The organism is Streptomyces sp. WZ.A104, from assembly GCF_002382885.1.
Taxonomy (GTDB): Bacteria; Actinomycetota; Actinomycetes; order Streptomycetales; family Streptomycetaceae; genus Streptomyces.
This window is the reverse complement of sequence record NZ_NWVL01000022.1, coordinates 1-24,784: the sequence shown is the minus strand read 5'-3', so window position 1 is coordinate 24,784 and position 24,784 is coordinate 1. Positions and strand designations below refer to the sequence as shown.

The following is a 24,784-nucleotide window of genomic DNA, read 5'->3' as shown; positions in this document are numbered from 1 at the left end:
GGCAGGCCGGGCCCCTTGCCCGGCTACTCGGCGGAAAGGGCGGCTGCCTCGGCGCGCAGGTCGCGGCGGAGCTCCTTGGGGAGCGAGAAGGTGATCGACTCGTCGGCCGTCTTCACCGTCTCCACGTCCGCGTAACCGCGCTCCGCGAGCCACTCCAGGACCTCGTCCACCAGCACGTCGGGCACCGAGGCCCCGGAGGTCAGGCCGACCGTGGTCACGCCCTCCAGCCATGCCTCGTCGATCTCGCTCGCGAAGTCGACCAGGTGGGCGGCGGGGGCGCCCGCGTCGAGGGCGACCTCGACCATGCGAATGGAGTTCGAGGAGTTCTTGGAACCGACCACGATGACCAGCTCGGCGTCCTCGGCCAGCTTCTTCACCGCGATCTGGCGGTTCTGCGTGGCGTAGCAGATGTCGTCGCTGGGCGGCGAGAGGAGGTTGGGGAACTTCGACTTCAGCGCGTCGACCGTCTCCATCGTCTCGTCGACGGAAAGGGTCGTCTGGGAGAGCCAGACGACCTTCGACTCGTCGCGGACCTCGACGTTCGCGACGTCCTCGGGGCCGTCGACGAGCTGGATGTGGTCGGGGGCCTCGCCGGAGGTGCCGATGACCTCTTCGTGGCCCTCATGGCCGATCAGGAGGATGTCGTAGTCCTCCTTGGCGAACCGGACGGCTTCCTTGTGGACCTTGGTGACCAGCGGGCAGGTCGCGTCGATGGTGGCGAGCTTGCGCTCGGCGGCCTCCGCGTGGACGGTGGGCGCGACTCCGTGCGCGGAGAACATCACGATGGAGCCCTCGGGCACCTCCGCGGTGACGTCCACGAAGATCGCACCCTTCCTCTCCAGGGTCTGCACGACGTACTTGTTGTGCACGATCTCGTGGCGGACGTAGATCGGGGCCCCGTACTGCTCCAGGGCCTTCTCGACGGCGATCACGGCACGGTCCACGCCCGCGCAGTAGCCACGGGGTGCGGCGAGCAGGACACGGCGGGTGTTACTGCGGCGCGTAGCGCCTCCGCTCGGGGCGGCGGCGGGTGACGGGCTGGGCGTTGCAGTCATGCGTCCCATCGTAAGGCCGTGCCGAACAGGCGCCACGACGTCCCGGCGGAGAGACTGGTGGTCGCGGGTGAGCGGTTGGTGCCGGACGGTGATGGTGGAGGGTTCATGACGTCGGTCTCCGGAAGCAGCGTCGAGGCGGGGCGGCTGCGGCGGACGCTCGGGTTCCGGGATCTCGTCGTCTACGGGCTGCTCTTCATCGCCCCCATGGCCCCCGTCGGGGTGTTCGGCACCCTGGACGCGAAGTCCGGCGGCGCGGTCGCGCTCGTCTACCTCGTGGCGACCATCGTCATGGCGTTCACCGCCTTCAGTTACGCCCAGATGGTCCGGGTCGCCCCGCTGGCCGGTTCGGTGTTCACGTATGCGCGGAAAGGGCTCGGGGAAGGACCCGGGTTCATCGCCGGGTGGATGGCGATGCTCGACTATCTGCTCATCCCCGCCGTCGCCTATCTCTTCTCCGGGATCGCGATGAACGCCCTGGTCCCGGAGGTCTCGCGGTGGGTGTGGACCGCGCTCGCGGTGCTCGTGACCACGCTGCTCAATCTCTGGGGCGTGCGGGCGGCCGCCAGGGTCGGCTTCGCCGTGCTGGCCATGGAGATCGTGGTGCTGCTGGTGTTCGTGGTGTCGGCAGTGGTCGTCCTCGTACGGGACGGGGCGCAGCGCGGCTGGCTGACGCCGCTGGCCGGGGACACCGCGTTCTCCATGGCGGCGGTGCTGGGGGCCGTGTCGATCGCCGTGCTGTCGTATCTGGGCTTCGACGCCATCGCCTCGTTCGCCGAGGAGGTGACGGGCGGCTCGCGGAAGGTGGCGCGGGCGGTGCTCTTCTGTCTGGTGCTGGCCGGAGTGCTGTTCGTCGTCCAGACCTACCTGGCAGCGCTGCTGGAGCCGACGAGCTCGGCGGAGCTGGCCGCGGATCCGGCGGCCCAGGGGTCGGCCTTCTACGACGCCGTCGACGCCTCCGTCGGGACCTGGCTGCATGACCTGGTCGCGGTCAGCAAGGCGATCGGCGCCGCGTTCGCCGCGCTGGCGGGGCAGGCGGCCGCCGGGAGGCTCGTCTTCGCGATGGCCCGGGAGCGGCGGCTGCCGGCCGTCCTCGCGAAGGTCGACCCGAAGTCGGGCGTGCCGCGGCTCGCGATCCTGGGCACGGCGGCCGTGACGATGGTGGCCGCCGTGTGGGCCGCCCGGCGCGACGACGGCCTGGACCATCTGGTCTCCGTCGTGGACATCGGCGCGCTCACCGCGTTCGTGATGCTGCACGCGTCGGTGGTCGGCTGGTTCGTCATCCGCCGGATGGCAGGGCCGCCGGTGTGGTGGCGGCACGTCCTCGTCCCGGTGTTCGGCGCGGGCATCCTGGTCGCGGTCATCGTGGAGGCGACGACGAGCGCCCAGTTGGTGGGGCTCTGCTGGTTCGGCGTGGGGCTGGTGGTGCTGGCCGTACAAGGGGCGGGCGGTCGGAGCCGTACGGGGAGGTGAACGGCCGGTCCCGGGTCGTACGGAGGCGTGAACGGCCGGTCCCGGGTAGTACGGAGGCGTGAGCAGCCGGTCCGGGGTCGTACGGAGGCGTGAGCGGCCAGTCCCGGGTAGTACGGAGAGGTGAACGGCCGGTCCGGGGGCGTACCCGTCGGGTCCTGCCCCGAGGCGAGCCTCCGGTTCCGTGCCGTATGGGCGCGCGGCCCCCTCGTCCTGTCGGTGGCTGCCGATACGCTCGCCCGTATGGCTCTCAACACGTCCGCCGAAGCACCGCTGCCCGTCGGTGAGGTGTCACGGCTCATCGGGGGGTGGATCGACCGGCTCGGTGCCATCTGGGTGGAGGGGCAGATCACCCAGCTGTCGCGGCGGCCGGGGGCCGGGGTCGTCTTTCTGACGCTGCGCGATCCGTCCCACGACATCTCCGTGAGCGTGACCTGCTTCCGGCAGGTCTTCGACCGGATCGCCGATGTGGTGACGGAGGGCGCACGCGTCGTCGTCCTCGCCAAGCCCGAGTGGTACGCGCCCCGGGGGCAGCTGTCGCTGCGGGCCACGGACATACGGCCGGTCGGGATCGGCGAGCTGCTCGTGCGGCTGGAGCAGCTGAAGAAGTCGCTCGCCGCCGAGGGACTCTTCGCGCTGGACCGCAAGAAGCCGCTGCCCTTCCTCCCCCAGCTCATCGGGCTGGTCTGCGGACGGGCCTCCGCCGCCGAGCGCGACGTCCTGGAGAACGCCCGCCGTCGCTGGCCCGCCGTGCGCTTCGAGGTCCGCAACACCGCCGTGCAGGGGGTGAACGCGGTCGCTCAGGTGGTGCAGGCGGTCGAGCAGCTGGACGCGCTGCCCGAGGTGGACGTGATCGTGGTGGCCCGGGGCGGCGGCAGCGTCGAGGACCTGCTGCCGTTCTCCGACGAGCAGCTGGTCCGGGCCGTGGCTGCCTGCCGTACGCCGGTGGTCTCCGCGATCGGGCACGAGCCCGACTCCCCGCTGCTGGACCTGGTGGCCGACCTGCGCGCCTCCACGCCCACGGACGCGGCCAAGAAGGTCGTCCCCGACGTGGGTGAGGAGCTGGAGCGGGTGCAGCAGCTGCGGGACCGGGCGCTCCGGACCGTACGGGGCATCCTGGACCGCGAGGAGCGCGGGCTCGCGCACGCGCTGGGCCGTCCCGCGATGGAGCGCCCGCAGCGGCTGGTGGACGAGCGCGAGGCCGAGGTGGACGCGCTTCTCGGGCGTAGCCGCCGGGTGCTGGGCCATCTGCTGGACCGGGCCGACTCGGAGCTCTCGCACACCCTCGCCCGGGTCGTATCGCTGTCACCGGCCGCGACGCTGGAGCGGGGGTACGCGGTGCTCCAGCGGCCCGACGGCCATGTGGTGCGCTCCCCCGACGAGGCCGGGGCCCCCGGCGAGCCGCTGCGGGCGCGGGTGTCGGAGGGCGAGTTCACGGTGCGGGTGGACGGGTGAGGCCCGCGGACACGAAGCCCCCGCGGAGCGGTGGGGCACAGGACGACACACCTAGGGTGGATCACATGACGGACGACAGTACGGCGGCGGCTGCCGCGACGGGCACGCTCGGGTACGAGCAGGCGCGCGACGAGCTGATCGAGGTCGTACGCCGGCTGGAGGCGGGCGGCACGACGCTGGAGGAGTCGCTGGCCCTGTGGGAGCGGGGCGAGGAGCTGGCCAAGGTCTGCCGACGCTGGCTTGAGGGCGCCCGGGCGCGGCTGGACGCCGCGCTCGCCCGCCCGGAATCCGGCTCCGGCGGCTCCGGCACGGCCGCCGATGGCTGAGCACCTCAACGGCCCTACCTCTCAGAGACGCGGGCAGGCAGGCGGGCGCAGGCCGTTCACCTGCCCGCAAGGCTCTCGGCCTGTGGAGTGGATCACTCTCGCACCGATTTAGTTGAAAGTTAACCTATTCCTGGCTTACGGTCGGTGCATCGCCAACCCCTGCTCCGCCTGGAAGGTACACACCAGATGTCGCTCGTTCTCGACCCCGCCGCTCAGGACCTCCTCTTCCGCGAGGCCCGCACCGCCAACACCTTCACCGACGAGCCGGTGACCGACGAGCAGGTCCAGGCGATCTACGACCTGGTCAAGTTCGGCCCGACCGCCTTCAACCAGTCGCCGCTGCGCGTCGTCCTGGTCCGCTCCGCCGAGGGCCGCGAGCGCCTGGTGCAGCACATGGCCGAGGGCAACCGCCCGAAGACCGCCACCGCCCCGCTGGTCGCGATCCTCGCCGCCGACAACGAGTTCCACGAGGAACTCCCGGCGCTGCTTCCGCACTTCCCGCAGGCGAAGGACCTCTTCTTCTCCGAGCGCCCGGCCCGTGAGTCCGCCGCCGGTCTCAACGCCGCGCTCCAGGCCGCCTACTTCATCATCGGTGTCCGGGCCGCCGGTCTGGCCGCCGGCCCGATGACCGGTTACGACGCCGCGGGCATCCAGAAGGAGTTCCTGGACGGCGACCACACCCCGCTGATGGTCGTGAACATCGGCAAGCCGGGCGAGGACGCCTGGTTCCCGCGCAGCCCGCGCCTCTCCTTCGACGAGGTCGTCACGACCGTCTGAGCGCGGATCGCTCGCCCGTCCGGAGAACCGCCGTACGCGTCCGTACGCCGAGGGGCCCCTGAACACACGATGTTCCGGGGCCCCCTTCGTGCGTGAGTACGACTCGTGGGCGGCCCCGGCGCGGCCCGTGGTGCCCGCGGGGCCCCTTCGCAGTTGCGTACCGCTCAGGGAGCCGCCGCCTCCGTCTTCAGCGCGGCGGCCATCTCGATCAGGCTCTCCTTGGGCGCCGAGCCCGTGACCACGGTGGTGTGGCCCTTCTCCTGGAGAACGAGGGCGTTGTACTTCGGGCCCTCCCAGACCTGCCACGTGCGGCCCGCGACCGCTTCGGTGGCCCCGGTGTCCTTGGCCTTGTGGGTGACCTCGGGGACGTACTCGCGCGCGGGAGTGATGGACTGCTCGACCGCGACGTACCTGCGGTCCGGGTCGAGGAAGCCGAGGTGCCAGGCCTTGCCCGCGGTTCTGTCGTACGTCACGGACGTGGCCTTCCACTTCTCGGGCAGCCCTTCCGGCGCGGCCACCGGGTAGGGCGCGGTCGTGCGCACCGTCGCCAGTTCCACGGAGAAGTCGACGGCCTTGATCGGGTCGGCGTTCTCGTCGTGCGGAATGAAGATGTAGATGACGCCCGCACAGGCGGCGGTCACCAGGGTCGACAGGAGCATGTTCCTGGCCGTCTGCTTGCCTCGCTTGCTTGCCACGGGGTCCATGGTGGCACGCACCCTCGCGCGCCCGGACGCAGGGTGGGGTGGGGCGGTGTCCGGCGGGCGGGTCACCCGGCGTGCTCATGCGTGACCCGCTCTGCTCATTTTATCGACCTACCGATAGAGTCACAGCACCCTCATATCCGGTCGTCGCCGTACAGAAAGGTGCGCTCCGATGTCCGAGCATCATCTGCCGTCCCAGCTAGAGGTCTCCCCGGAGGCCCCCGACCGCAACCTGGCCCTGGAGTTGGTCCGGGTCACCGAGGCCGCCGCCATGGCCGCCGGGCGCTGGGTGGGCCGCGGCGACAAGATCGGCGCCGACGGCGCCGCCGTGAAGGCCATGCGGACCCTCGTCTCGACCGTCTCGATGAACGGCGTCGTCGTCATCGGTGAGGGCGAGAAGGACGAGGCCCCCATGCTGTTCAACGGCGAGCGGGTCGGCGACGGCACCGGCGCCGAGGTCGACATCGCCGTCGACCCGATCGACGGCACCACGCTCAACGCCAAGGGCATGCCGAACGCCATCGCCGTGCTGGCGGCCGCCGACCGCGGCGCGATGTTCGACCCGTCCGCGGTGTTCTACATGGACAAGCTGGTCACGGGGCCCGAGGCGGCGGACTTCGTCGACATCAACGCACCCGTGTCGGTGAACATCCGGCGCGTCGCGCGGGCGAAGAACTCCACGCCCGAGGACGTCACCGTGGTCATCCTGGACCGCCCCCGCCACGAGGGCATCGTCAAGGAGATCCGCGAGACGGGTGCGCGGATCAAGTTCATCTCCGACGGCGATGTCGCGGGCTCGATCATGGCGGCCCGCGAGGGCACCGGCGTCGACCTGCTCATGGGCATCGGCGGCACGCCCGAGGGCATCATCTCGGCGTGCGCCATAAAGTGCCTCGGCGGCGTCATCCAGGGCAAGCTCTGGCCCAAGGACGAGGCCGAGCGGCAGCGCGCGCTGGACGCGGGCCACGATCTGGACCGGGTGCTGTCGACCGACGACCTGGTCAGCGGCGACAACGTGTTCTTCGTGGCGACGGGGATCACCGACGGTGAGCTGATGCGCGGTGTGCGGTACCGCGCGGAGACGGCGACCACCGAGTCGATCGTGATGCGCTCGAAGTCCGGCACGATCCGGACCATCAGCTCGACGCACCGGCTGTCGAAGCTGCGCGCCTACAGCGCCATCGACTTCGACCGCGCGAAGTAGCTCCGCGAGCGAGGGGGCCGAGGGGCGCGGGCGGAGATGCAGCGGGGAGGGGGTGCGGGAGCGACGAATCGCTGCCGCATCCCCTCCCGTACGTTCTCCGTGCCTTCAGCCCGCCGCGGCTATGTGCTCGGCAGTCGTCGCGGCCGTCAGCTCGATGTCGCGCCGGCGGCGCCGGGCCAGGGCCACACGGCGTTCGGCGGCGGTGAGCCCGCCCCACACCCCGTACGGCTCGGGCTGCATCAGCGCGTGCTCCCGGCACTCCACCATGACCGGACAGCGGGCGCAGACGCGCTTCGCGGCCTCCTCGCGGGCCAGCCGGGCGGCGGTCGGTTCCTTCGACGGGGCGAAGAACAGGCCCGCTTCGTCACGGCGGCAGGCCGCCTCCGAATGCCAGGGGCCCGCATCGTCCTCCCGAGCGGGGGTCCGCTGGGCCGGAACGGCGGCGACCTGCAGAGGCTGATGCGGCGGTTGCAGCACGGTCTACTCCTGACGACGGCTACGGCTTCGCGAGCGAGAGACGATGCAGCACTCCCTACCCGCTGTGCGTACGCCTATGCACTGCGTGGCGCCGACGCGCTACGCGGCACAATGCGCCCGCGCAGCACACTGGCCGATTAACGCCGGTTAACGGCGCCGCCTGTCGCACGGCATTCAGTGACCGAAGTGTTTGCGCAGCCGCTTCTGGAGGTCCGCGACGAACTTGCCCCTCTTGGGCTTCGCCTCCACGCTCCCGAACACGGAATAGCCGTTCACGACGACGACCGGTGCTTCCGGATCGGCCGATTCGAGCGTCTTCACCTCGAAACTGCCGAACACGCCCGTTCCGTTGCCGCGCAGCGAGATGTTCTCCGGGACCCTGATCTCGACGCTGCCGAAGATGGACGTCGCGTTGATGACGGTGAAGCGTTGGCCGAAAAGCGCTTCGGTCAGATCGATCTCCACGCTGCCGAAGAGCGCGAAGGCGTTCGTCCGGCCGCCGACCCGCCAACGCCCCTTGCGGACGGAGCTGCTGAAGACCGCGACGAGATTGTCCGCGGGGCCCTCCGGGACCTCGGGGCCGTAGCTGTACGGGCGGGGGCCAGGCCGCTCGGCGGTGGGAACGGAGGACGCGGGCAGGTCACGGACCAGCGGCTGGAGTTCGCCGACGGTCTTGGCGCGGTAGACCAGATCGACCCGCTCCGCGTGCTCGTCCGCCGTCAGACGGCCCTCGGCCATCGCCTCCCGCAGGATGTCCGCGATCCGGTCGCGGTCCGCGTCGGAGGCGCGCATGCCGTCCGCGTCCGCGGCGGCGGGCGGCGGAGCTGTCGGCACTGTCGGCGCGGCGGGCTGCTGAGGCTGCTTCTCCAGATCCACCGTCCCAGCCTACCCAAACGCGATAGATCGCGACTACCCCTTCAACCGGCGTGCCCCACGGGCCGGGAACCCCGGCGGATTCCAGGTGAGCCTTACCTCACAGGATCGGCGCCGTGGCGGCGTTCTACCCTGGTTGATGCGCTGCCCAAGGGAGGTCAGCCGCTGTCGCCGAGTGAGGAATGGCCGTAATGCCAGAGTTTGCGTACTCCGATCTGCTCCCCCTGGGAGAGGACACCACGCCGTACCGCCTGGTGACCGCCGAGGGTGTCTCCACCTTCGAGGCCGACGGCCGTACGTTCCTCAAGGTCGAGCCGGAGGCGCTGCGCACGCTGGCCGCCGAGGCGATGCACGACATCTCGCACTACCTGCGCCCGGCCCACCTGGCGCAGCTGCGGCGGATCGTCGACGACCCGGAGGCCTCCTCCAACGACAAGTTCGTGGCGCTGGACCTCCTGAAGAACGCGAACATCGCCGCCGCGGGCGTCCTGCCGATGTGCCAGGACACCGGTACGGCCATCGTCATGGGCAAGCGCGGGCAGAACGTGCTGACCGAGGGCGGTGACGAGCAGGCCCTGTCGCACGGGATCTACGACGCGTACACCAAGCTCAACCTGCGCTACTCGCAGATGGCCCCGCTGACCATGTGGGACGAGAAGAACACCGGCTCCAACCTCCCGGCCCAGATCGAGCTGTACGCCACCGACGGCGGCGCGTACAAGTTCCTCTTCATGGCGAAGGGCGGCGGCTCGGCCAACAAGTCGTTCCTCTACCAGGAGACGAAGGCCGTCCTGAACGAGGCCTCCATGATGAAGTTCCTGGAGGAGAAGATCCGTTCGCTGGGGACCGCGGCCTGCCCGCCGTACCACCTGGCGATCGTGGTCGGCGGCACCTCGGCGGAGTTCGCGCTGAAGACCGCCAAGTACGCCTCCGCGCACTACCTGGATGAGCTGCCCGCCGAGGGCTCCCCCACCGGGCACGGCTTCCGGGACAAGGAGCTGGAGGAGAAGGTCTTCGAGCTGACGCAGAAGATCGGCATCGGCGCGCAGTTCGGCGGCAAGTACTTCTGCCACGACGTGCGTGTGGTGCGCCTGCCCCGGCACGGCGCCTCGCTGCCCGTCGCCATCGCCGTCTCCTGCTCGGCCGACCGCCAGGCCACCGCGAAGATCACCGCCGAGGGCGTCTTCCTGGAGCAGCTGGAGAAGGACCCGGCGCGCTTCCTCCCCGACACCACCGACGAGCACCTCGACGAGGCCGGGGATGTCGTTAAGATCGACCTCAACCGGCCGATGGACGAGGTGCTGGCCGAACTGACCAAGTACCCGGTCAAGACCCGGCTCTCGCTGACCGGCCCGCTGGTCGTGGCCCGTGACATCGCGCACGCCAAGATCAAGGAACGCCTCGACGCGGGCGAGGAGATGCCGCAGTACCTGAAGGACCACCCGGTCTACTACGCCGGTCCGGCGAAGACGCCCGAGGGGTACGCCTCCGGCTCCTTCGGCCCGACGACGGCCGGCCGCATGGACTCCTACGTCGAGCAGTTCCAGGCGGCGGGCGGCTCGAAGGTGATGCTCGCCAAGGGCAACCGCAGCAAGCAGGTCACCGACGCCTGCGGTGCGCACGGCGGCTTCTACCTCGGCTCGATCGGCGGCCCGGCGGCCCGCCTCGCGCAGGACTGCATCAAGAAGGTCGAGGTCGTCGAGTACGAGGAGCTCGGCATGGAGGCGGTCTGGCGCATCGAGGTCGAGGACTTCCCCGCGTTCATCGTCGTCGACGACAAGGGCAACGACTTCTTCACCGAGCCCGCCCCGGCTCCGACGTTCACCAGCATTCCGGTGCGGGGGCCGGGTCTGGGCTGACCCGTCGCGCAGCTGGTGTGGGGGCCCGTCCGGACGGACGGGCCCTCACGGCGTTTCGGCAGGCCCCCACGGCGTTCCTCAGTCGTCCACGGCGTTCCTCAGTCGTCCAGCAGGCCCGACGTCGCCACCAGATAGCCCAGTTGGGCCCTGCTGGTGCTGCCCAGCTGCTCGGAGACCCTACGCATGTGCTCGGCCACGCTGCGGCGGCTCAGGCCGATCCGGCGGCCGATGGCGGCGTCCGTCTCACCGTTCACCACGGCCTGGAGGATGGCCCGTTGGAGGTCTGAGGTGACCACGGGGGTACGCAGCGGCGCGCGTTCGGGGCGGACCGGGACCGCGCGGGCCCAGGCCTCGTCGAAGTGGCGCACCAGGAAGCGGACCAGGGACGGATGCTGGACGCGCAGCGCGTGGTGCGGCTCGTCGGAGAACGGGATGAAGGCGAGGTCCCGGTCGAAGACGATGAACCGGTCGACGACCTCGGCCAGCGTCCTGATCTCGGCGCCCTCGGCGGTCACCTGGTCGATGTAGTCGAGCGTGGTGCGGTCCGAACGGACGGTGTGCTGGTAGAGGGTGCGCTGCCGGATGCCGCGGCGCAGGTTTCCCAGGTCGCGCGGGAGGGACTCCGCCAGGACGTGGGCCGGGCGGCCGCCGCCGGGATGGGCCGTACGGACCTCGGTGCGGCAGCCGCTGACCCCGGCGTCCAGCGCCTTGCTGATGACGGCCTCCCCGGAGAGCCGGGTGAGGGCCGGGCGTTCCTGGCGGTGCACATCGGCGTACAGGCCCTCGAAGGCGGCGAGGGTGGCGCGGGCGGACCGCAGGGTGCGGCGCTGTTCGACGATCGCTTCCTCGATCGGGGCGAGCGCGGCGAAGGACGCCGTCTCCGGCGGTACGGGAATGAGTCGGCCGGGCGCTTTCCGGTCGGCCACGAGGAGGTGCAGGGCGCGCAGGCAGGGCGGCACCGTCCCGGCCGGAAGGCTGCCTTCCGTCAGCGCACGCCGATAGGTCGCGAGCGCCGCCTCGCAGGGTTGTTCCGGTATCGACCGGTCCGACGGTGATTCACGGCAATCACATACCGGTGAGAGGGAATGATCGTCCTTCACAAGGATGCAGATTACCTTTGTGCAATCGGGAGTCTGCCGCCGAGCGCCGGTCTTCGATGAGGATGTGCGGGTGACATCTCGAATCGGCAGCGCGGACGGTCCGGCGGCGAACGGGACGGGCGGCGACTCCCCGAACGCACGGGACACCGCGGTCTCCGAGCGGCGTTTTCGATTCCTCGTGGCCGGATACGCGCTGTCTTCGTACGGCACGTTCCTGAATATGGTGGCGCTGAATCTCTTCGTCTACGAGACGACCGGCCGGGCGCTGGCCATGGGGCTGTTCATGGCGGTGCGGCTCGCCTCGGGATTTGTGGCGGGATTGATCGTCGGCGGCCTTCTCGCCCGTTTCACCGCGAAAAGCATCATGCTGTGGGCGAATGTCGGCCAGGCCTGCGTGATGCTGGTGCTGGTCCTGGCGCCGGACAGTCTGCTGACCGGGGCGCTGATGGCCGTCTCGGTGGTGATCGGGGCGTGCGGGACGCTGTTCATGGTGGCCCTGCGCAGTTCCATCCCGGAGATGGTCGGTGAGGACCGCAGGTCGTGGGCGAACTCCCTCTCGATCACCGGCCGTTCGCTGGCCATGGTGGCGGGGTTCGCCTCGGCGGGCGTGGTGGTGTCCCTCGTCGGGTACACGGCGGCGTTCCTGATCGACATGGCGACCTTCGTGGCCTGTGCGGTGACGGTGGCTGTGCTGCCGATCGCGGGTGGCAAGGGGGCGGGGGCCACGCCCGGGGCTTCCGGGACGGCGGACGAAACGGCGAAGGAGCCGGGCACGGGGGCCGCCGGCAAGAAGGACGCGGAGAGGACCGGGCGGCGGTGGACGCCCGTGGCGTTCCTGGCACTCGCCGCCGCGCCCGGTCTGGCGCTGATGGTGGCGCTGCGCGGGGTGGACGCGTTCGGTTCCTCGTCGCACAACGCGGCGCTGCCGATCTACTCGACCAGCCTGGACTCATCGAACCCCGCGGTGTTCGTCAGCGCGTTCTGGTGTGTGTGGGCGCTCGGCAACATCGGGGCGCAGCAGGTGATCCAGAGGTACACCCAGCGCACCGGCCGGTCGGTGGGGCCGCTCGGTTTCGGTTACGGCACGGTGGTGATGTCGGCGGCGTTCATCGCGGCGTTCGCCGGGTTCCCGCCGGCGGTGACGGCGGTGATCGCATTGATCGCGGGAGCCGCGGACGGCCTGACCGAGGTCTCGTACACCTCGCATCTCCAGACACTTCCGGCCACCTTGCGCGGTCACGCCTTCGGTCTTTCGGCCACTTTCGAGAACCTCGGTTTCGGCGTCGGCATGATCCTGGTGGCGGCGGCCCTCGACCGGTTCTCCCCGCTGGCCGTGGTGGGCTGGTCCCACGGCGCCGCCATCGTCGTCGCCGCCGTGTTCCTGGTGAGGGTCGCGGGACTGCGACGGGCGGACCGCGGGGGGCTTCCGCGGAACGCGGAGGGCGCGGGGCGTGCGGGGCTGCGAAAGGAAGAGGCAGTTGAGGGACGACCGGATCGCGGTGATCGGGACGGCGCTGAGGTTCCCCGGGGCTGAGAGCCCCGAGGCGTACTGGCGCGACATCCGGGCGGGGGTCTCCCGCGTACGCCGGTTCACCCGGGCGGAGTTCGCGGCGGCGGGGGTGCCGGCGGAGGAGTACGGGCAGCCGGAGTACGGCGGGGCGAGCGCGCTCCTGGCGGACGTGCACGGCTTCGACGCCGGGTTCTTCGGGATGAGCGGGCGGGAGGCGGACCTCACCGACCCGCAGCAGCGGCTGTTCCTGGAGTGCTGCTTCCACGCCCTGGAGGACGGCGGTTACGCGGGCGGCGGCAACGGCGGTGCTGACGCGGGTGGCGACCGTGCGAGCGCCGGTTCCGTACGGATCGGGGTGTACGGAAGCTGCGGCTACCGCCTGTACTCGCTGCACAGCTATCTGGCGACGCACCTGGCGGCCGAGGCCGGCTCGGACGACTGGATGACGGCGAAGCAGGTCCAGGTCGGCAACTACCCGGACTTCACCGCCACCCGGGCGGCCTTCCGGCTCGGTCTGACCGGTCCCGCGCTCACCGTGTCGACGGCCTGCTCCAGCGCACTGGTCTCGGTCCACCTGGCCTGCCAGGCGCTGCGTGCCGGGGACGCGGACCTGATGCTGGTGGGCTCCGCGGCCCTGCACCTGCCGCAGGTCAGCGGCCACGTGCCGGTGAAGGGCTCCACCCTCTCCCCCACCGGCACGGTCCGGGCCTTCGACGCGGACGCGGACGGCACGGTCGGGGGCAACGGGGCCGCCGCCGTCCTCCTGAAGCCGCTGGAGCGGGCGCTGGCCGACGGCGACACCGTGCACGCGGTGATCCTGGGCTCGGCGGTCACCAACGACGGTGCCGGCAAACGGGGGTTCGCCGCGCCCGGGGTCGCCGGGCAGCGGGACGCGGTGCTCGGGGCGCTGCGCGCGGCGGGCGTGGACGCGGCGTCGATCGGCTACGTGGAGGCGCACGGCACGGGCACGCTCAAGGGCGACCCGATCGAATTCGCCGCCCTGACCGAGGCGTTCCGCCGCCATACGGACCGGACCGGCTTCTGCGCCCTCGGCTCGACCAAGCCCGCCATCGGACATCTGGACAGCGCGGCGGGGCTCGCGGGGCTGGTCAAGGCCGTCGAGGTGCTGCGGCACGGGGTGGTCCCGCCGCTGGTGAACTTCTCCCGGCCCAACCCGGCGCTCGCGGTGGCGGACAGCCCGTTCCTGCTGCCGGTACGGGAGTCTCCCTGGCCGCTGGCCGGGGTGCGGCGGGCCGGGGTGCACTCCATCGGCATGGGCGGGACGAACGCACACGTGATCCTGGAGCAGGCGCCCGAGGCCGCTCCGGCGGGAGCGGGCGAGCAGCCCGCCCCCGTACCCGCGCTGCTGCCGCTCTCGGCGGCGGACGGGGACGCGCTGCGGGCGTACGCCGCCTCGCTGCGCGACCGTCTGGCGAGCGGCACGGCGCCCGCCCCCGCCGATCTGCTGACCACCACCGCGCTCGGGCGGCGGCTCCTGCCGCACCGCCTGGTCGTCACCACGGCCGACCCGGTGGCCGGGCTCGACGCGTTCCTCGCCGGGGCTCCGGCGGGCGAGGCGTACGCCACCGGGGTCGCCGACGACGTGAAGGACCCGGTGTTCCTGTTCAGCGGGCAGGGCGGCGGCCACCCGGGCATGGGCGCGGAACTCGCCGCGCGCTTCCCGGTCGTGGCCGAGGTGCTGGAGTCCTGTGCGGGGGTGTACACGCAGGAGACCGGCCGGGGCGACTTCCTGGACCGGATCGTCGCGGGACGGGGCCCCCAGCGGTGGGACACCGCCTTCGCGCAGCCCGCCCTGTTCGCCCTCCAGCTCGCCCAGGTCCGGCTGTGGGAGAGGCTCGGGATCACCCCGGGCCGGGTCGCCGGGCACAGCGTCGGAGCGTACGCGGCGCTCTGCGTGGCCGGGGCGCTGGACACCGAGGACGCGATGCGCCTGGTGTGCGGGCGCGGGCGGCTGATGGAGGAGGGGACGGCCCGGGGCGCGATGGTCGCCGCGTTCGTCGCCAGGCCCCGGGTGCGCGAGCTGCTGGCCGCCGTCCCGGGCCTGGAGCTCGCCGTGGTCAACGGGGCGCGCCACCATGTGCTGGGCGGTCCCCCGGAGGCGGTGGACGCGGCCCGGGGGCTGCTCGTGGCACGGGGTGAGGCACATGAGGTGCTGGCGGTGGACCGGGCGTTCCACACGGCACTGCTGGACCCGGTGCTGGAGGAGTTCGGGCTGCTCGCCGACAAGACGGAACTGCGCCCGCTGCACACGGAGTTCGTCGACGGCGTCGACGGTTCGGTGCGCCCCGCAGGCTGGCGCCCTGATGCCGCGTACCTGGTCGCGCAGGCCCGCCGTACGGCCGACTTCGCCGCCGTCCTGGACCGGCTGGCCGGGGCCCCGGTGCTGCTGGAGCTGGGCCCGTCGGCCGTGCTGACCGGGATGGTCCGCCGGTCGCTGCCGGACGCGGTCTGCGTACCGGCCCGGCACTGGGAGCGGGCGGTGGCCGCACTGCACTGCGCCGGGGCGCCGGTGGACTGGGCCGCGCTGCTCGACGGGTGCGGCGGACGGCGCGTCCGGCTGCCCACGTACCCCTTCCGGCGCCGCTCCCACTGGAGCGGCCCGGTCCCGTACACACCGACCACACCGCTCACGGAGCTGCCTGCCCCGCACGGCAGGGCAGCTCTCCCATCCCCACGCACCACGGAGGACCGCATGACCGAACAGGCCGTACTGGACAGGGTGCTGGAGCTGACCGCGCGCCACCTCGGCCACCGCCCCGCCGAGGTCGGTGCCGACCGCACCTTCGTGGGTCTCGGCGCGGACTCGCTCCAGCTCATCGGGATGGTGCGGCAGTTGGAGGCCGAGTTCGCGACGGAGATCAGCATGCGGGAGATCCTGGAGGAGGCGGGCACACCCCGGCTGACGGCCGCGCTGATAGCCGGGCGGAAGGCGCCCGGGAATCCACGGGAGACGGTGAAGCCGGCGGCCGGGCCGCGTGAGGAGCCGGTTTCGGCGTCCGGCGAGCCGGTGTACGCGACGCGCGCCGAGGTCGCCGCCCTGTCGGAGCAGATACGTCAGCTGGCCGAGACCCAGGCCGCGATGCTCACCCAGCTCTCCGAGGCGGTCGCCCTGCTGACCGGCCGCGCCGGGACCACGGGGACGGACGCGCGATGAGCGCGACGACGAACGTGTCCGCCGACGCCGTGGCCAGAGCGGCGGAGCTGTCCCGCAGCCTCACCGCCCAGCTGGCGGCGGCCCGCGACCAGGCGGCGGAAGCGGCGGCACCCGCCGCCGGAACGACCCCGCACGGCCCCCGGCTCGTCGTCGACGCGGCGGGCGGGATGGCCGGGTCCGGCGCGGACGAGGCGCAGCGGGCCCACACCGCTTCCCTGATCCGCCGGTTCACCGAGCGCACCCGCACCTCCAAGGAGCTGGCCCGGCGGCACCGTTCGGTGCTCGCCGACAGCCGGGCCGTCGTGGGCTTCCGGGACGCCACCAAGGAGATGCTGTACCCGGTCGCGGCCCGTTCGGCGCGGGGCTCCCGCCTCATCGACGTGGACGGCAACGAGTACACCGACATCACCATGGGGTTCGGCGCCCTCCTCCTCGGCCATGAGGCGCAGCCCGTCACCGACGCCGTGGGCCGCCACCTCGCCGCCGGGCTGCGCTTCGGTCCCCGCTCCCCCGACACCGGGGAGGCCGCCGCCCTGCTCGCCTCGCTGACCGGCCTGGAGCGGGTCGCCTTCGCCTCGTCCGGTACGGAAGCGAACTCGGCGGCCGTGCGGCTGGCCCGCGCCGCGACCGGGCGCGACAAGATCGTCATGTTCCGGGGCTCGTACCACGGGCACATCGACTCCGTGCTGGGCCGGCCGGGCGGCCCCGGGCAGCACGCGGTGCCCGTCTCCCGGGGCATCCCGGACAGCGCGGTGGCCGAGCTGATCGTGCTGGAGTACGGGGAGCAGGAATCCCTGGAGACGATCGACGCCCTCGGCGACTCGATCGCGGCCGTGCTGGTGGAGCCCGTGCAGTGCCGCAACCCGGGGCTGCGGCCGGTGGAGTTCGTGCGCTCCCTGCGCGAGCTCACCGCACGCCGGGGCATCGTGCTGCTCTTCGACGAGATGCTGACCGGGCTGCGCCCCCACCCGCGCGGCGCACAGGACCACTTCGGCGTGGTGCCGGACCTCGCCACGTACGGCAAGGCGCTCGGCGGCGGCTTCCCGATCGGGGCGATCGCCGGGCGCGCGGACCTGCTCGACGGGGTCGACGGCGGTTTCTGGCAGTACGGGGACTCCAGCAGGCCCCCGCGCGAGACGACGTTCTTCGGCGGTACGTACATGCAGCACCCGCTGTCCATGGCGGCCGCCCGCGCGGTGCTCACCCATCTCACCGAGCGGGGCCCCGGACTCCAGGAGCGACTGAACGCCCGCACCCAGGGCCTGGCCGACCGGCTCAACTCCTTCTTCCGGGACGAGGAATTCCCGCTGGAGCTGGCCCACTTCGGGTCGATGTTCCGCTTCGTGCACCGCGCCGACCTGGAGTTGCTCTACCACCACCTCCAGCTGCGCGGTGTGTACGTCTGGGAGTGGCGCAGCTTCTACCTCTCCACCGCCCACACGGACGAGGACGTGGACCGGATCGCCGAGGCGGTGGAGGGTTCGCTGCGCGAGCTGCGCGACGGCGGGTTCTTCCCCCGGGCTTCCCGGCCGCCGTCGCCCGCCCTCCAGCGGCAGGCGGACCGCCCCGCCCCCGGCTTCGGCGTCTACTTCTTCGGCGACTACCCGCAGAGCGACGAGAGCGGCGGGAGCGGCGCTCCCGCGGCGTACGACACCGTCTTCGAGACCGCGCGCTTCGCCGACGAGCGCGGCTTCTCCTCCGTGTGGCTGCCCGAGCGGCACTTCGACACCTTCGGCGGGATCTTCCCGAACCCCTCCGTCCTCGCCTCCGCCCTGGCCCGGGAGACCGAGCACATCCGGATCAACGCGGGCTCGGTCGTCCTGCCGCTGCACGATCCGGTGCGGATCGCGGAGGAGTGGTCGGTGGTCGACAACCTCTCCGGCGGCCGGGTCGGCATCGGCTGTGCCACCGGCTGGCACGCCCGGGACTTCGTCCTGCACCCGGACCGGTTCGCCGACCGGCGCGCCATCGCCTTCGACCACCTGGACCAGGTGCGGCGGCTGTGGCGCGGCGAGGCGGTGCGGCGGCGTACGGGCGAGGGCGCGGAGGCGGAGATACGCGTCCGGCCGCGCCCGGTGCAGGACGAGCCGCCGTTCTTCCTCGCCACCTCCGGGCAGCGCGCCTCCTACGAGGACGCGGCCCGGCGGGGGCTGGGGGTCGTCACCCATCTGATGAGCCAGAGCGTGGACGAGCTGGCCGCGAACATCGCGCACTACCGGCGTACGCGGGCGGCGTGCGGGCTCGACCCGGAGGCCGGGCGGGTGACGGTGCTGGTGCACACCTATCTGGGTGAGGACCACGCCACGGCGCGGGCCGACGCGCTGGAGCCGATGGTGCGGTATCTGCGGTCCTCGCTGATGATGCGTTCGGCCGCCACCGCGCTGGACCTCGGGCGCGGGGACGTGGCGGCGGCGAGCGAGGAGGATCTGGACTACCTGTTCCGCAGGGCGTACGACCGCTACTGCGACCAGCGGGCCCTGATCGGTACGCCGGAGAGCGTCGCCCCGTTCGTGGCCGCGCTGCACCGGGCCGGGGTGGACGAGATCGCCGCTCTCGTCGACTTCGGGATGGACCGGGAGCGGCTGCGCGCGGGCCTGGAGCACCTGGACGTCCTGCGCCGCCGGACGCGGGAGCGGGGCGGCGAGGATGCGGAGACCGTCGCGCCCGCCACCTCGGCGCAGCGGCGGCTGTGGCTGGCCGCGCAGTTGCTGGCGAACCCGGCGGCGTACAACGAGACCCAGTCCGTGCGGCTGCGGGGGCCGCTGGACGAGGCGGCGCTGCGGACGGCGGTGGACGGGCTGGTCGAGCGGCACGCGGGGCTGCGGACGGTGTTCCGGCCCCAGGACACCGGGAGCGGGCAGGACACGCGGGGCGACGGGCCCGGCGCCTCCGGTCCCGGTGTCGTGCAGGTCGTCCGGAACGGGCTGCGCATCCCGTTGACGGTGACCGATGCCCGGGGGCAGGACCCCGGGCGGGCGATCGCAGCGCTGCTCTCCGAGGAGAGCGCCCGGGCCTACGACCTGGCCGAGGGCCCGCTGTTCACCCCGCGGCTGCTGCGGCTGGCCGAGGACGACCACGTCCTGGTCCTCGGCCTGCACCACATCATCACCGACGGGCACTCGGCGTCCCTGATCGCCGCTGACCTCCAGGAGCTGTACACGGCGGCCCGCGCCGGACGCCCGCCGGTCTTCGAGCGCCCCGCCGGGACCACCCTCGGGGCCCCCGAACCTCCCCACGACCCGGCCGACCTGGTCTGGTGGCGCGCGCACCTGGGCGAGAGGCCGCCGGTCCTGACACTGCCGACGGACCGGCCGCGCGGCCGCCGGGTGGCGGGGCGCGGCGGGGCGGCCGCCCGGACCGTGGACCGGGAGCGGGCGGACCGGCTGCGGGAGTGGAGCGGGCAGCAGGGCGTGACCCTGTTCGCCACCCTGTGCACGGCCTGGCAGCTGGTGCTGCGGCGGCGGGCGGGGCAGGACACGTTCCTGCTCGGCACGACGTTCGGGCGGCGGCGGCCTTCGACGGCGGACGCGGTCGGCTTCCATGTGGCGCTCCTGCCGCTGCGGCTCTCCGCCACGGACGCGACCCCGCTGCCGGAGGCCGTACGGGCCACCGGCCGGGCGCTGTTCGAGGCGGACGAGCACAGCGGGGTGGACCTGGACGCGCTGCTCGCGGCCGTCCGTCCGGCCCCGGGGAACCCGCGCCCGCTGGTGACGGTTTCAGTCGATCTGGACCGGGCGCCGCTGGCCGGAATCGATCTGCCGGGGCTGCGTTCGGAGGCGGTGGCGGCGGGCACGGAATCGGCGCCCCTGGAGCTGGCGCTGATGGCCGCCCATGCCCCGGACGGAAGCCTGCGGCTGCGGCTGCGCTACGACGCGGATCTGTTCGACGCGGAGACGGCTGACGGGTATCTCGCGGAGCTGGCAGCGCAGTTGGACGCGGTGACGGCCGCGCCGCACGGGGAGCCCGCCCCCGAAACGGCCGCTTCGCCGCACGGCGAGCCCGCCGTCGGCACCGCCGCCCTCCTCCGCGAGGTCTGGGAATCCGTCCTCGATGTGCGCGGCTTCCCCGCCGACAGCAACTTCTTCGATCTGGGCGGCAATTCCATCGCCGCGATCCGTCTCGTCAACCGGGTCCGCGACGCCCTCGGCACCGACTACCCGCTCGCGGACTTCTTCGCCGAAGCCACCCTGCGGGCCATGACCGAGCAGCTGACCGGCGGCGGCCGCCCCACGGCGGCGGGGGACACGGCCCTCGTCGACCGCACCCCCGTCAGCGACCAGCAGGCCCGGATGATCGCCGGGCACCACGCCATGCCCGACCCGGCGGTGTGGAACGTGCCGACGCGGATCACGTTCACCGGGGCGCTGGATCCGACGGCCCTGCGGTCCGCCGTGTCCGGGGTGATCGCCCGGCACGACGCACTGCGGACCCGCTTCGCGCAGGAGGACGCGCCGGACGGGCCGTGGTGGCAGGAGGTGGTGGCGGCGGAGCCGGTGGCCCTGCCGGTGGAGGACCTGACGACGCTGCCGCCCGGCGAACGGCGCTCCCGGGCGGACGCCCTGTGCCGGGCGGACGCGGCGGCCCCCTTCGAGCTGGGGCAGCCGCTGTTGCCGAGGCTCCGGCTGCTGAGGGTCGAGGCGGACCGCTGGGAGCTGATGTTCGTCCTGCACCACGTCTGCGCCGACGGCTGGTCGCTGTCCGTGCTGCTCGCGGAGATCGCCGCGCTGTACACGGCGGCCGCCGCGGGTGTCCCGCACGGGCTGCCCGATCCGGCGATGCAGGCCCCCGGGTACGCGCGGTGGCAGCGGGCGAACCACGATCCGGCGGCCGAGGAGGAGCGCGCCGCGTTCTGCGCCCGCTACCTCGACGGGGTGCCGTCCGCCGTTCCCGTACCGACGGACCGGCCGCGTCCGCAGAAGCTGAGCGGGCACGGGGACACCGTGCGCGGGGTCGCGTCCGGTGCGGTGCGGGCGGCCGTGGAGAAGCTGGCGGCCGACCGGCGCACCACCCCGTTCGCGGTCGCGGCGGCGGCGCTCGGGGTGTTCCTGACCCGGCTGTCCGGGGAGCCGGACACCTTGCTCAGCGTGCCGTACGCCAACCGCGAGGGCACCTCTTCGGAGTCGCTGGTCGCCATGACGTCCACGGCGGTGATGGTCCGCGTACGACTGGATTCAGCCAATCTTGCAGAGAGCTGTGGGGACTTCGCGGTCCGTACGGGCGTGGGGGCGCTCGGCGCCATGGCGCATGTGCTGCCCACCGCGCGCATCATGCAGGCGATGCGGGACGCGGGCGCTGTCAGCGTCCCCGACCGGGTACCGCACGTTCTGGCGTTCCAGAACTCCGTGGACACGGACATCGAGATCCCCGGCCTCCGGGTCGAGGTGGCCGATCTGGCACCGCCGCTTTCCCGCAGCGAGCTGTGCTTCGGGCTTGCGCCGCGCCGTGACGCAGCGAAGGGTTATCGAACGTTCCTGGAATTCTCCACCGACCTGTGGGACCACGAGACCGCCCACGACCTCCTCTCGTCGTACACCGATCTGCTCGCGGAGTTCTGCGCCCGGCCCGACCGGCCGGTGCGGGAGCTCCTTGAGGAGCCCCTCTCGCAGCCACTGCCGAACACCGGAAAGGCGGACGCCGTATGACTCCGGCCCCCCACCGCAGCCACACCGACGACCTGCTCGCCTTCATCGCCGCCAGCCCCTCCCCGTACCACGTGGTGGCCAGTGCGGCCCAGCGTCTGGAGAAGGCCGGGTTCCGCGAGCTGCGCGGCACGGACGACTGGACCGGCGCGACCGGTGGCTGCTTCATCAGCCGCGCCGGTGCGCTGATCGCCTGGTACGTCCCCGAGGGCGCGCCCGCCCACACCCCGTTCCGGATCGTCGGGACCCATACCGACTCCCCGAACCTGAGGGTCAAACCGGCCCCGGACAGCGGGACTTCGGGCTGGCGGCAGATCGGGGTGGAGATCTACGGCGGGGTCCCGCTGAACACCTGGCTCGACCGGGATCTCGGCATCTCCGGGCGGCTCGCGCTGCGCGGCCCCGACGGCACCCCGCGCAGCCGGCTGGTCCAGATCGACGAACCACTGCTGCGCATTCCCCAGTTGGCGATCCACCTGGACCGTACGGTGAACGAGGGCGTGGCACTGGACCGGCAGCGGCACATCGCGCCGATCTGGGCGCTGGGCGACCCTCAGGAGGGCGAGCTGCTGCGCCGGGTCGCCGCGGGCGCCGGGGAGGACCCGGCGGACGTGCTGGGCTGGGACCTGATGCTGCACGACATCCAGCCGCCCGGATACCTGGGCGTGGAGCGAGAGTTCGTCGTCGCGTCCCGGCTGGACAACCAGATCTCGGTGCACGCGGGAGTGAGCGCCCTGGTCGACGCGGCGACGGGAGCCACCCGGCCGTCCTTCGTGCCGGTGCTGGCCGCGTTCGACCACGAGGAGGTCGGCAGCGGTTCCGAGACGGGGGCGCAGAGCCCGCTGCTGGAGCGGACCCTGTCGCGTTCGGTCTCGGCGCGCGGCGGCAGCGAGGAGGACTGGTCGCGGGCGCTTGCGGGCGCGTTCTGCGTCTCCGCCGACATGGCGCACGCGGTGCACCCCAACTACGCGGAGCGGCACGACCCCGACCACCGGCCGCTGCCCAACGGCGGCCCCACGGTCAAGGTGAACGCCAACCAGCGGTACGCCACCGACTCCACCGGCATCGCGATGTTCACCGCGGCCTGCGAGCGGGCCGGGGCGCCCTGGCAGCCGTTCGTCTCCAACAACGCGATGCCCTGCGGTACGTCGATCGGGCCGATCACCGCGGCGCGCCTCGGCGTCACCACGGTGGACGTCGGGGTGCCGGGGCTGTCCATGCACTCGGCGCGCGAACTGTGCGGGGTGCGTGACCCGGGCTACCTCGCCGCGATCCTGACCACGATCATGGTCGGGGACTGACCGGACCTCCCGGGCGGCAGCGACCGGCGCGGGATCCGTACATACAGACAGCGAAGAAGAGAACAGGAACGACCGTGGCCGACGAAGAGACCGTCCTCATCTGCCTGCCCTTCGCCGGGGCGGGCCCCTCCGTCTTCACGCCCTGGCAGGCGGCGGCGCCGGAGGGACTGCGCGTCCTCCCCCTCTCCCTGCCGGGCCGCGAGAAGCGGTTCCCCGAGCCCGCGCACACCTCGGCGGCCCCGGCCGTGGACGACGCGTTCGCGCAGGTGACGGCGGAGCTGGGCGAAGCGGGCGGCCCGGTCGTCCTGTTCGGGCACAGCATGGGCGCGGTACTCGCGTACGAACTGGCGCACCGGATCGAGCGGTCGGCCGCGGCCCCCCGCCTGGACGCCCTCGTCGTCAGCGGCTCGCCCGGCCCCTGGACGCCGCGCACGGACCGGGCGGGCGATCTGCCGGACGAGGAGTTCGCGGTCCGGGTGCGGGAGTTCGCCGGGTACGACCACCCGGCGCTGGAGGTCCCGGAGATGCGGGAGCTGCTGCTGCCGACGCTCCGGGCGGACGTCCGGCTCCACGAGTCGTACGCCCCGTCCGGCGACCGGCCGCTGGGGGTGCCGGTCATCTCGGTCCGGGGCCGGGAGGACACCCTCGTCGGGGCGGCACAGGCGGCCGAGTGGGGCCGGGCGACGACGGGGAAGCTGACCGTGGCCGAGCTGGACGGCGGGCACATGTATCTCACCGAGCGGCCGGGCGCGCTGCTGGAGCTGGTCGCCGCCGAGGTACGCGCGGCGCGCGGCCGATGACGGGCGGCGGGGGGCGGCTCGCCGGGCGGACGGCGCTGATCACGGGTGCGGCGCGCGGTCTCGGCCGGGCCTGTGCGCTGACGTTCGCCCGCGAGGGAGCCGACCTGCTCCTGCTGGACGTGGCGGGCGAGCTGCCCGGGGTGCCGTATCCGCTCGGCTCCGCCTCCCAGCTCGCACACACCGCGGACCTCTGCCGCGAGGCCGGGTCCGCCGTGCTGACCCGGCAGGCCGACGTCCGGGACCTGGCGGCGCTCCAGGAGGCGGCGGACGCGGCCGAGGAGCGCTTCGGGTGGATCGACGTCCTGGTCAACAACGCGGGGATCGCCGCCCCTTCGGGCCGCCCGGCGCACGAGATCGGCGAGGCCGAGTGGCAGCTGATGATCGACGTGGACCTGAGCGGTGCCTGGCGGGCGATCCGGGCGGTGGGCGGCCGGATGGCCGCTCAGGGGTCCGGTTCGATCGTCAACATCGCTTCGACGGCGGGGCTGGTGGGCTACCGGCACTTCGCGGGCTACGTGGCGGCCAAGCACGGTCTGGTCGGCCTCACCAAGGCGGTCGCCCTGGACTACGCGCCGCGCAAGGTCCGGGTCAACGCCGTGTGTCCGGGCTCGGTACGGGACGACGCGGCGATGGAGGGCCGGATGCTGGCGGAGATCGCCCGCTCGCTGGAGGTGCCGGTGGGTGAGCACGAGGAGACCTTCGTCCGGGACCAGCCGATGAACGCGCTGGTCGAGCCGGGCGATGTGGCGGCCGCGGCGCTCTGGCTGGCCTCGGACGAGTCCCGCCAGGTGACCGGCAGCGTGGTCACCGTGGACGGCGGCTTCTTGGCCCGCTGACCTCTCCGTCCCCTCCCCCGCGCCCCGAGGAGCCGTGCACGTGCCGCCCACCCACCACACCCTGACCGTCCGCCTGCCTTCGGCCGCCACGGACGCCGAGCTCGCCGCCGCCCTCACCGCCGCCGCCGGGCTGTGGTGGCCCGGCGATCGCCGCCGCCCCCGGCTGTGGCCGGAGGCGGTGCCCGCCCCGGCCGGATCGGACGCGGCCGTCCGCCGCCGCGCGGCCGAG

18 protein-coding genes are annotated in these 24,784 nt (G+C 72.7%); 13 read left to right on the top strand and 5 right to left on the bottom strand.

The window, feature by feature from the left end:
* Positions 1–23: 23 nt before the first annotated feature.
* On the bottom strand, positions 24–1,064 hold the full coding sequence (locus tag CIB93_RS14320) for a 4-hydroxy-3-methylbut-2-enyl diphosphate reductase (protein WP_373558749.1): 1,041 nt from the start codon (positions 1,062–1,064) through the stop codon (positions 24–26).
* Positions 1,065–1,160: 96 nt separating this feature from the next.
* Between CIB93_RS14320 and CIB93_RS14315 the strand changes: the two genes are divergently transcribed.
* From CIB93_RS14315 to CIB93_RS14300, 4 genes are all read left to right on the top strand, one after another.
* A complete protein-coding gene (locus CIB93_RS14315) occupies positions 1,161–2,525 on the top strand; it encodes an APC family permease (protein ID WP_096627197.1) in 1,365 nt (454 codons plus the stop codon).
* 240 nt (positions 2,526–2,765) lie between these two features.
* On the top strand, positions 2,766–3,977 hold the full coding sequence (xseA, locus tag CIB93_RS14310) for an exodeoxyribonuclease VII large subunit (protein WP_096627250.1): 1,212 nt from the start codon (positions 2,766–2,768) through the stop codon (positions 3,975–3,977).
* 65 nt (positions 3,978–4,042) lie between these two features.
* Complete coding sequence (locus tag CIB93_RS14305) at positions 4,043–4,303, top strand: exodeoxyribonuclease VII small subunit (protein ID WP_096627196.1); 261 nt, start codon at positions 4,043–4,045, stop codon at positions 4,301–4,303.
* A gap of 186 nt (positions 4,304–4,489) precedes the next feature.
* Entirely contained in the window at positions 4,490–5,080 is a 591-nt protein-coding gene (locus CIB93_RS14300; RefSeq protein WP_096627195.1) for a malonic semialdehyde reductase, read from the top strand.
* 164 nt (positions 5,081–5,244) lie between these two features.
* On the opposite strand, the gene CIB93_RS14295 is transcribed toward CIB93_RS14300, so the two are convergent.
* A complete protein-coding gene (locus CIB93_RS14295) occupies positions 5,245–5,784 on the bottom strand; it encodes a DUF4245 domain-containing protein (RefSeq protein ID WP_096627194.1) in 540 nt (179 codons plus the stop codon).
* A gap of 169 nt (positions 5,785–5,953) precedes the next feature.
* Here CIB93_RS14295 and glpX point away from each other — a divergent pair, with 169 nt between their 5' ends.
* On the top strand, positions 5,954–6,985 hold the full coding sequence (glpX, locus tag CIB93_RS14290; protein WP_030580130.1) for a class II fructose-bisphosphatase: 1,032 nt from the start codon (positions 5,954–5,956) through the stop codon (positions 6,983–6,985).
* A gap of 105 nt (positions 6,986–7,090) precedes the next feature.
* Here glpX and CIB93_RS14285 read toward each other — a convergent pair whose 3' ends face one another.
* Together CIB93_RS14285 and CIB93_RS14280 are read right to left on the bottom strand one after the other, a co-directional pair.
* On the bottom strand, positions 7,091–7,462 hold the full coding sequence (locus tag CIB93_RS14285) for a WhiB family transcriptional regulator (protein WP_096627193.1): 372 nt from the start codon (positions 7,460–7,462) through the stop codon (positions 7,091–7,093).
* Between the two features lie 174 nt (positions 7,463–7,636).
* Entirely contained in the window at positions 7,637–8,338 is a 702-nt protein-coding gene (locus CIB93_RS14280; protein WP_096627192.1) for a DUF1707 domain-containing protein, read from the bottom strand.
* Positions 8,339–8,526: 188 nt separating this feature from the next.
* Between CIB93_RS14280 and CIB93_RS14275 the strand changes: the two genes are divergently transcribed.
* Complete coding sequence (locus tag CIB93_RS14275) at positions 8,527–10,194, top strand: fumarate hydratase (RefSeq protein WP_096627191.1); 1,668 nt, start codon at positions 8,527–8,529, stop codon at positions 10,192–10,194.
* A gap of 98 nt (positions 10,195–10,292) precedes the next feature.
* Here CIB93_RS14275 and CIB93_RS14270 read toward each other — a convergent pair whose 3' ends face one another.
* Positions 10,293–11,294, bottom strand: coding sequence for a LuxR C-terminal-related transcriptional regulator (locus CIB93_RS14270; RefSeq protein WP_096627190.1), 1,002 nt, complete (start codon positions 11,292–11,294; stop codon positions 10,293–10,295).
* An 82-nt stretch (positions 11,295–11,376) separates the two neighbouring features.
* On the opposite strand from CIB93_RS14270, the gene CIB93_RS14265 reads away from it, so the two are divergent.
* The 7 genes from CIB93_RS14265 to CIB93_RS14235 all read left to right on the top strand — a co-directional run.
* A complete protein-coding gene (locus tag CIB93_RS14265; RefSeq protein ID WP_096627249.1) occupies positions 11,377–12,828 on the top strand; it encodes an MFS transporter in 1,452 nt (483 codons plus the stop codon).
* A complete protein-coding gene (locus tag CIB93_RS14260; protein ID WP_096627189.1) occupies positions 12,773–15,979 on the top strand; it encodes a type I polyketide synthase in 3,207 nt (1,068 codons plus the stop codon). Before CIB93_RS14265 ends, CIB93_RS14260 begins: the two co-directional genes overlap by 56 nt.
* Positions 15,976–21,621: a MupA/Atu3671 family FMN-dependent luciferase-like monooxygenase gene (locus tag CIB93_RS14255; protein ID WP_096627188.1), complete on the top strand. Its 5,646-nt coding sequence runs from the start codon at positions 15,976–15,978 to the stop codon at positions 21,619–21,621. Before CIB93_RS14260 ends, CIB93_RS14255 begins: the two co-directional genes overlap by 4 nt.
* On the top strand, positions 21,618–22,919 hold the full coding sequence (locus tag CIB93_RS14250; RefSeq protein ID WP_096627187.1) for a M18 family aminopeptidase: 1,302 nt from the start codon (positions 21,618–21,620) through the stop codon (positions 22,917–22,919). The genes CIB93_RS14255 and CIB93_RS14250 overlap by 4 nt, the downstream gene beginning before the upstream one ends.
* A 74-nt stretch (positions 22,920–22,993) precedes the next feature.
* Positions 22,994–23,719: a thioesterase II family protein gene (locus tag CIB93_RS14245; protein WP_096627186.1), complete on the top strand. Its 726-nt coding sequence runs from the start codon at positions 22,994–22,996 to the stop codon at positions 23,717–23,719.
* Positions 23,716–24,555: an SDR family oxidoreductase gene (locus CIB93_RS14240; protein ID WP_096627185.1), complete on the top strand. Its 840-nt coding sequence runs from the start codon at positions 23,716–23,718 to the stop codon at positions 24,553–24,555. Before CIB93_RS14245 ends, CIB93_RS14240 begins: the two co-directional genes overlap by 4 nt.
* Before the next feature lie 40 nt (positions 24,556–24,595).
* On the top strand, positions 24,596–24,784 hold a 189-nt coding region (locus tag CIB93_RS14235), incomplete at its 3' end, for a hypothetical protein (protein ID WP_143660044.1).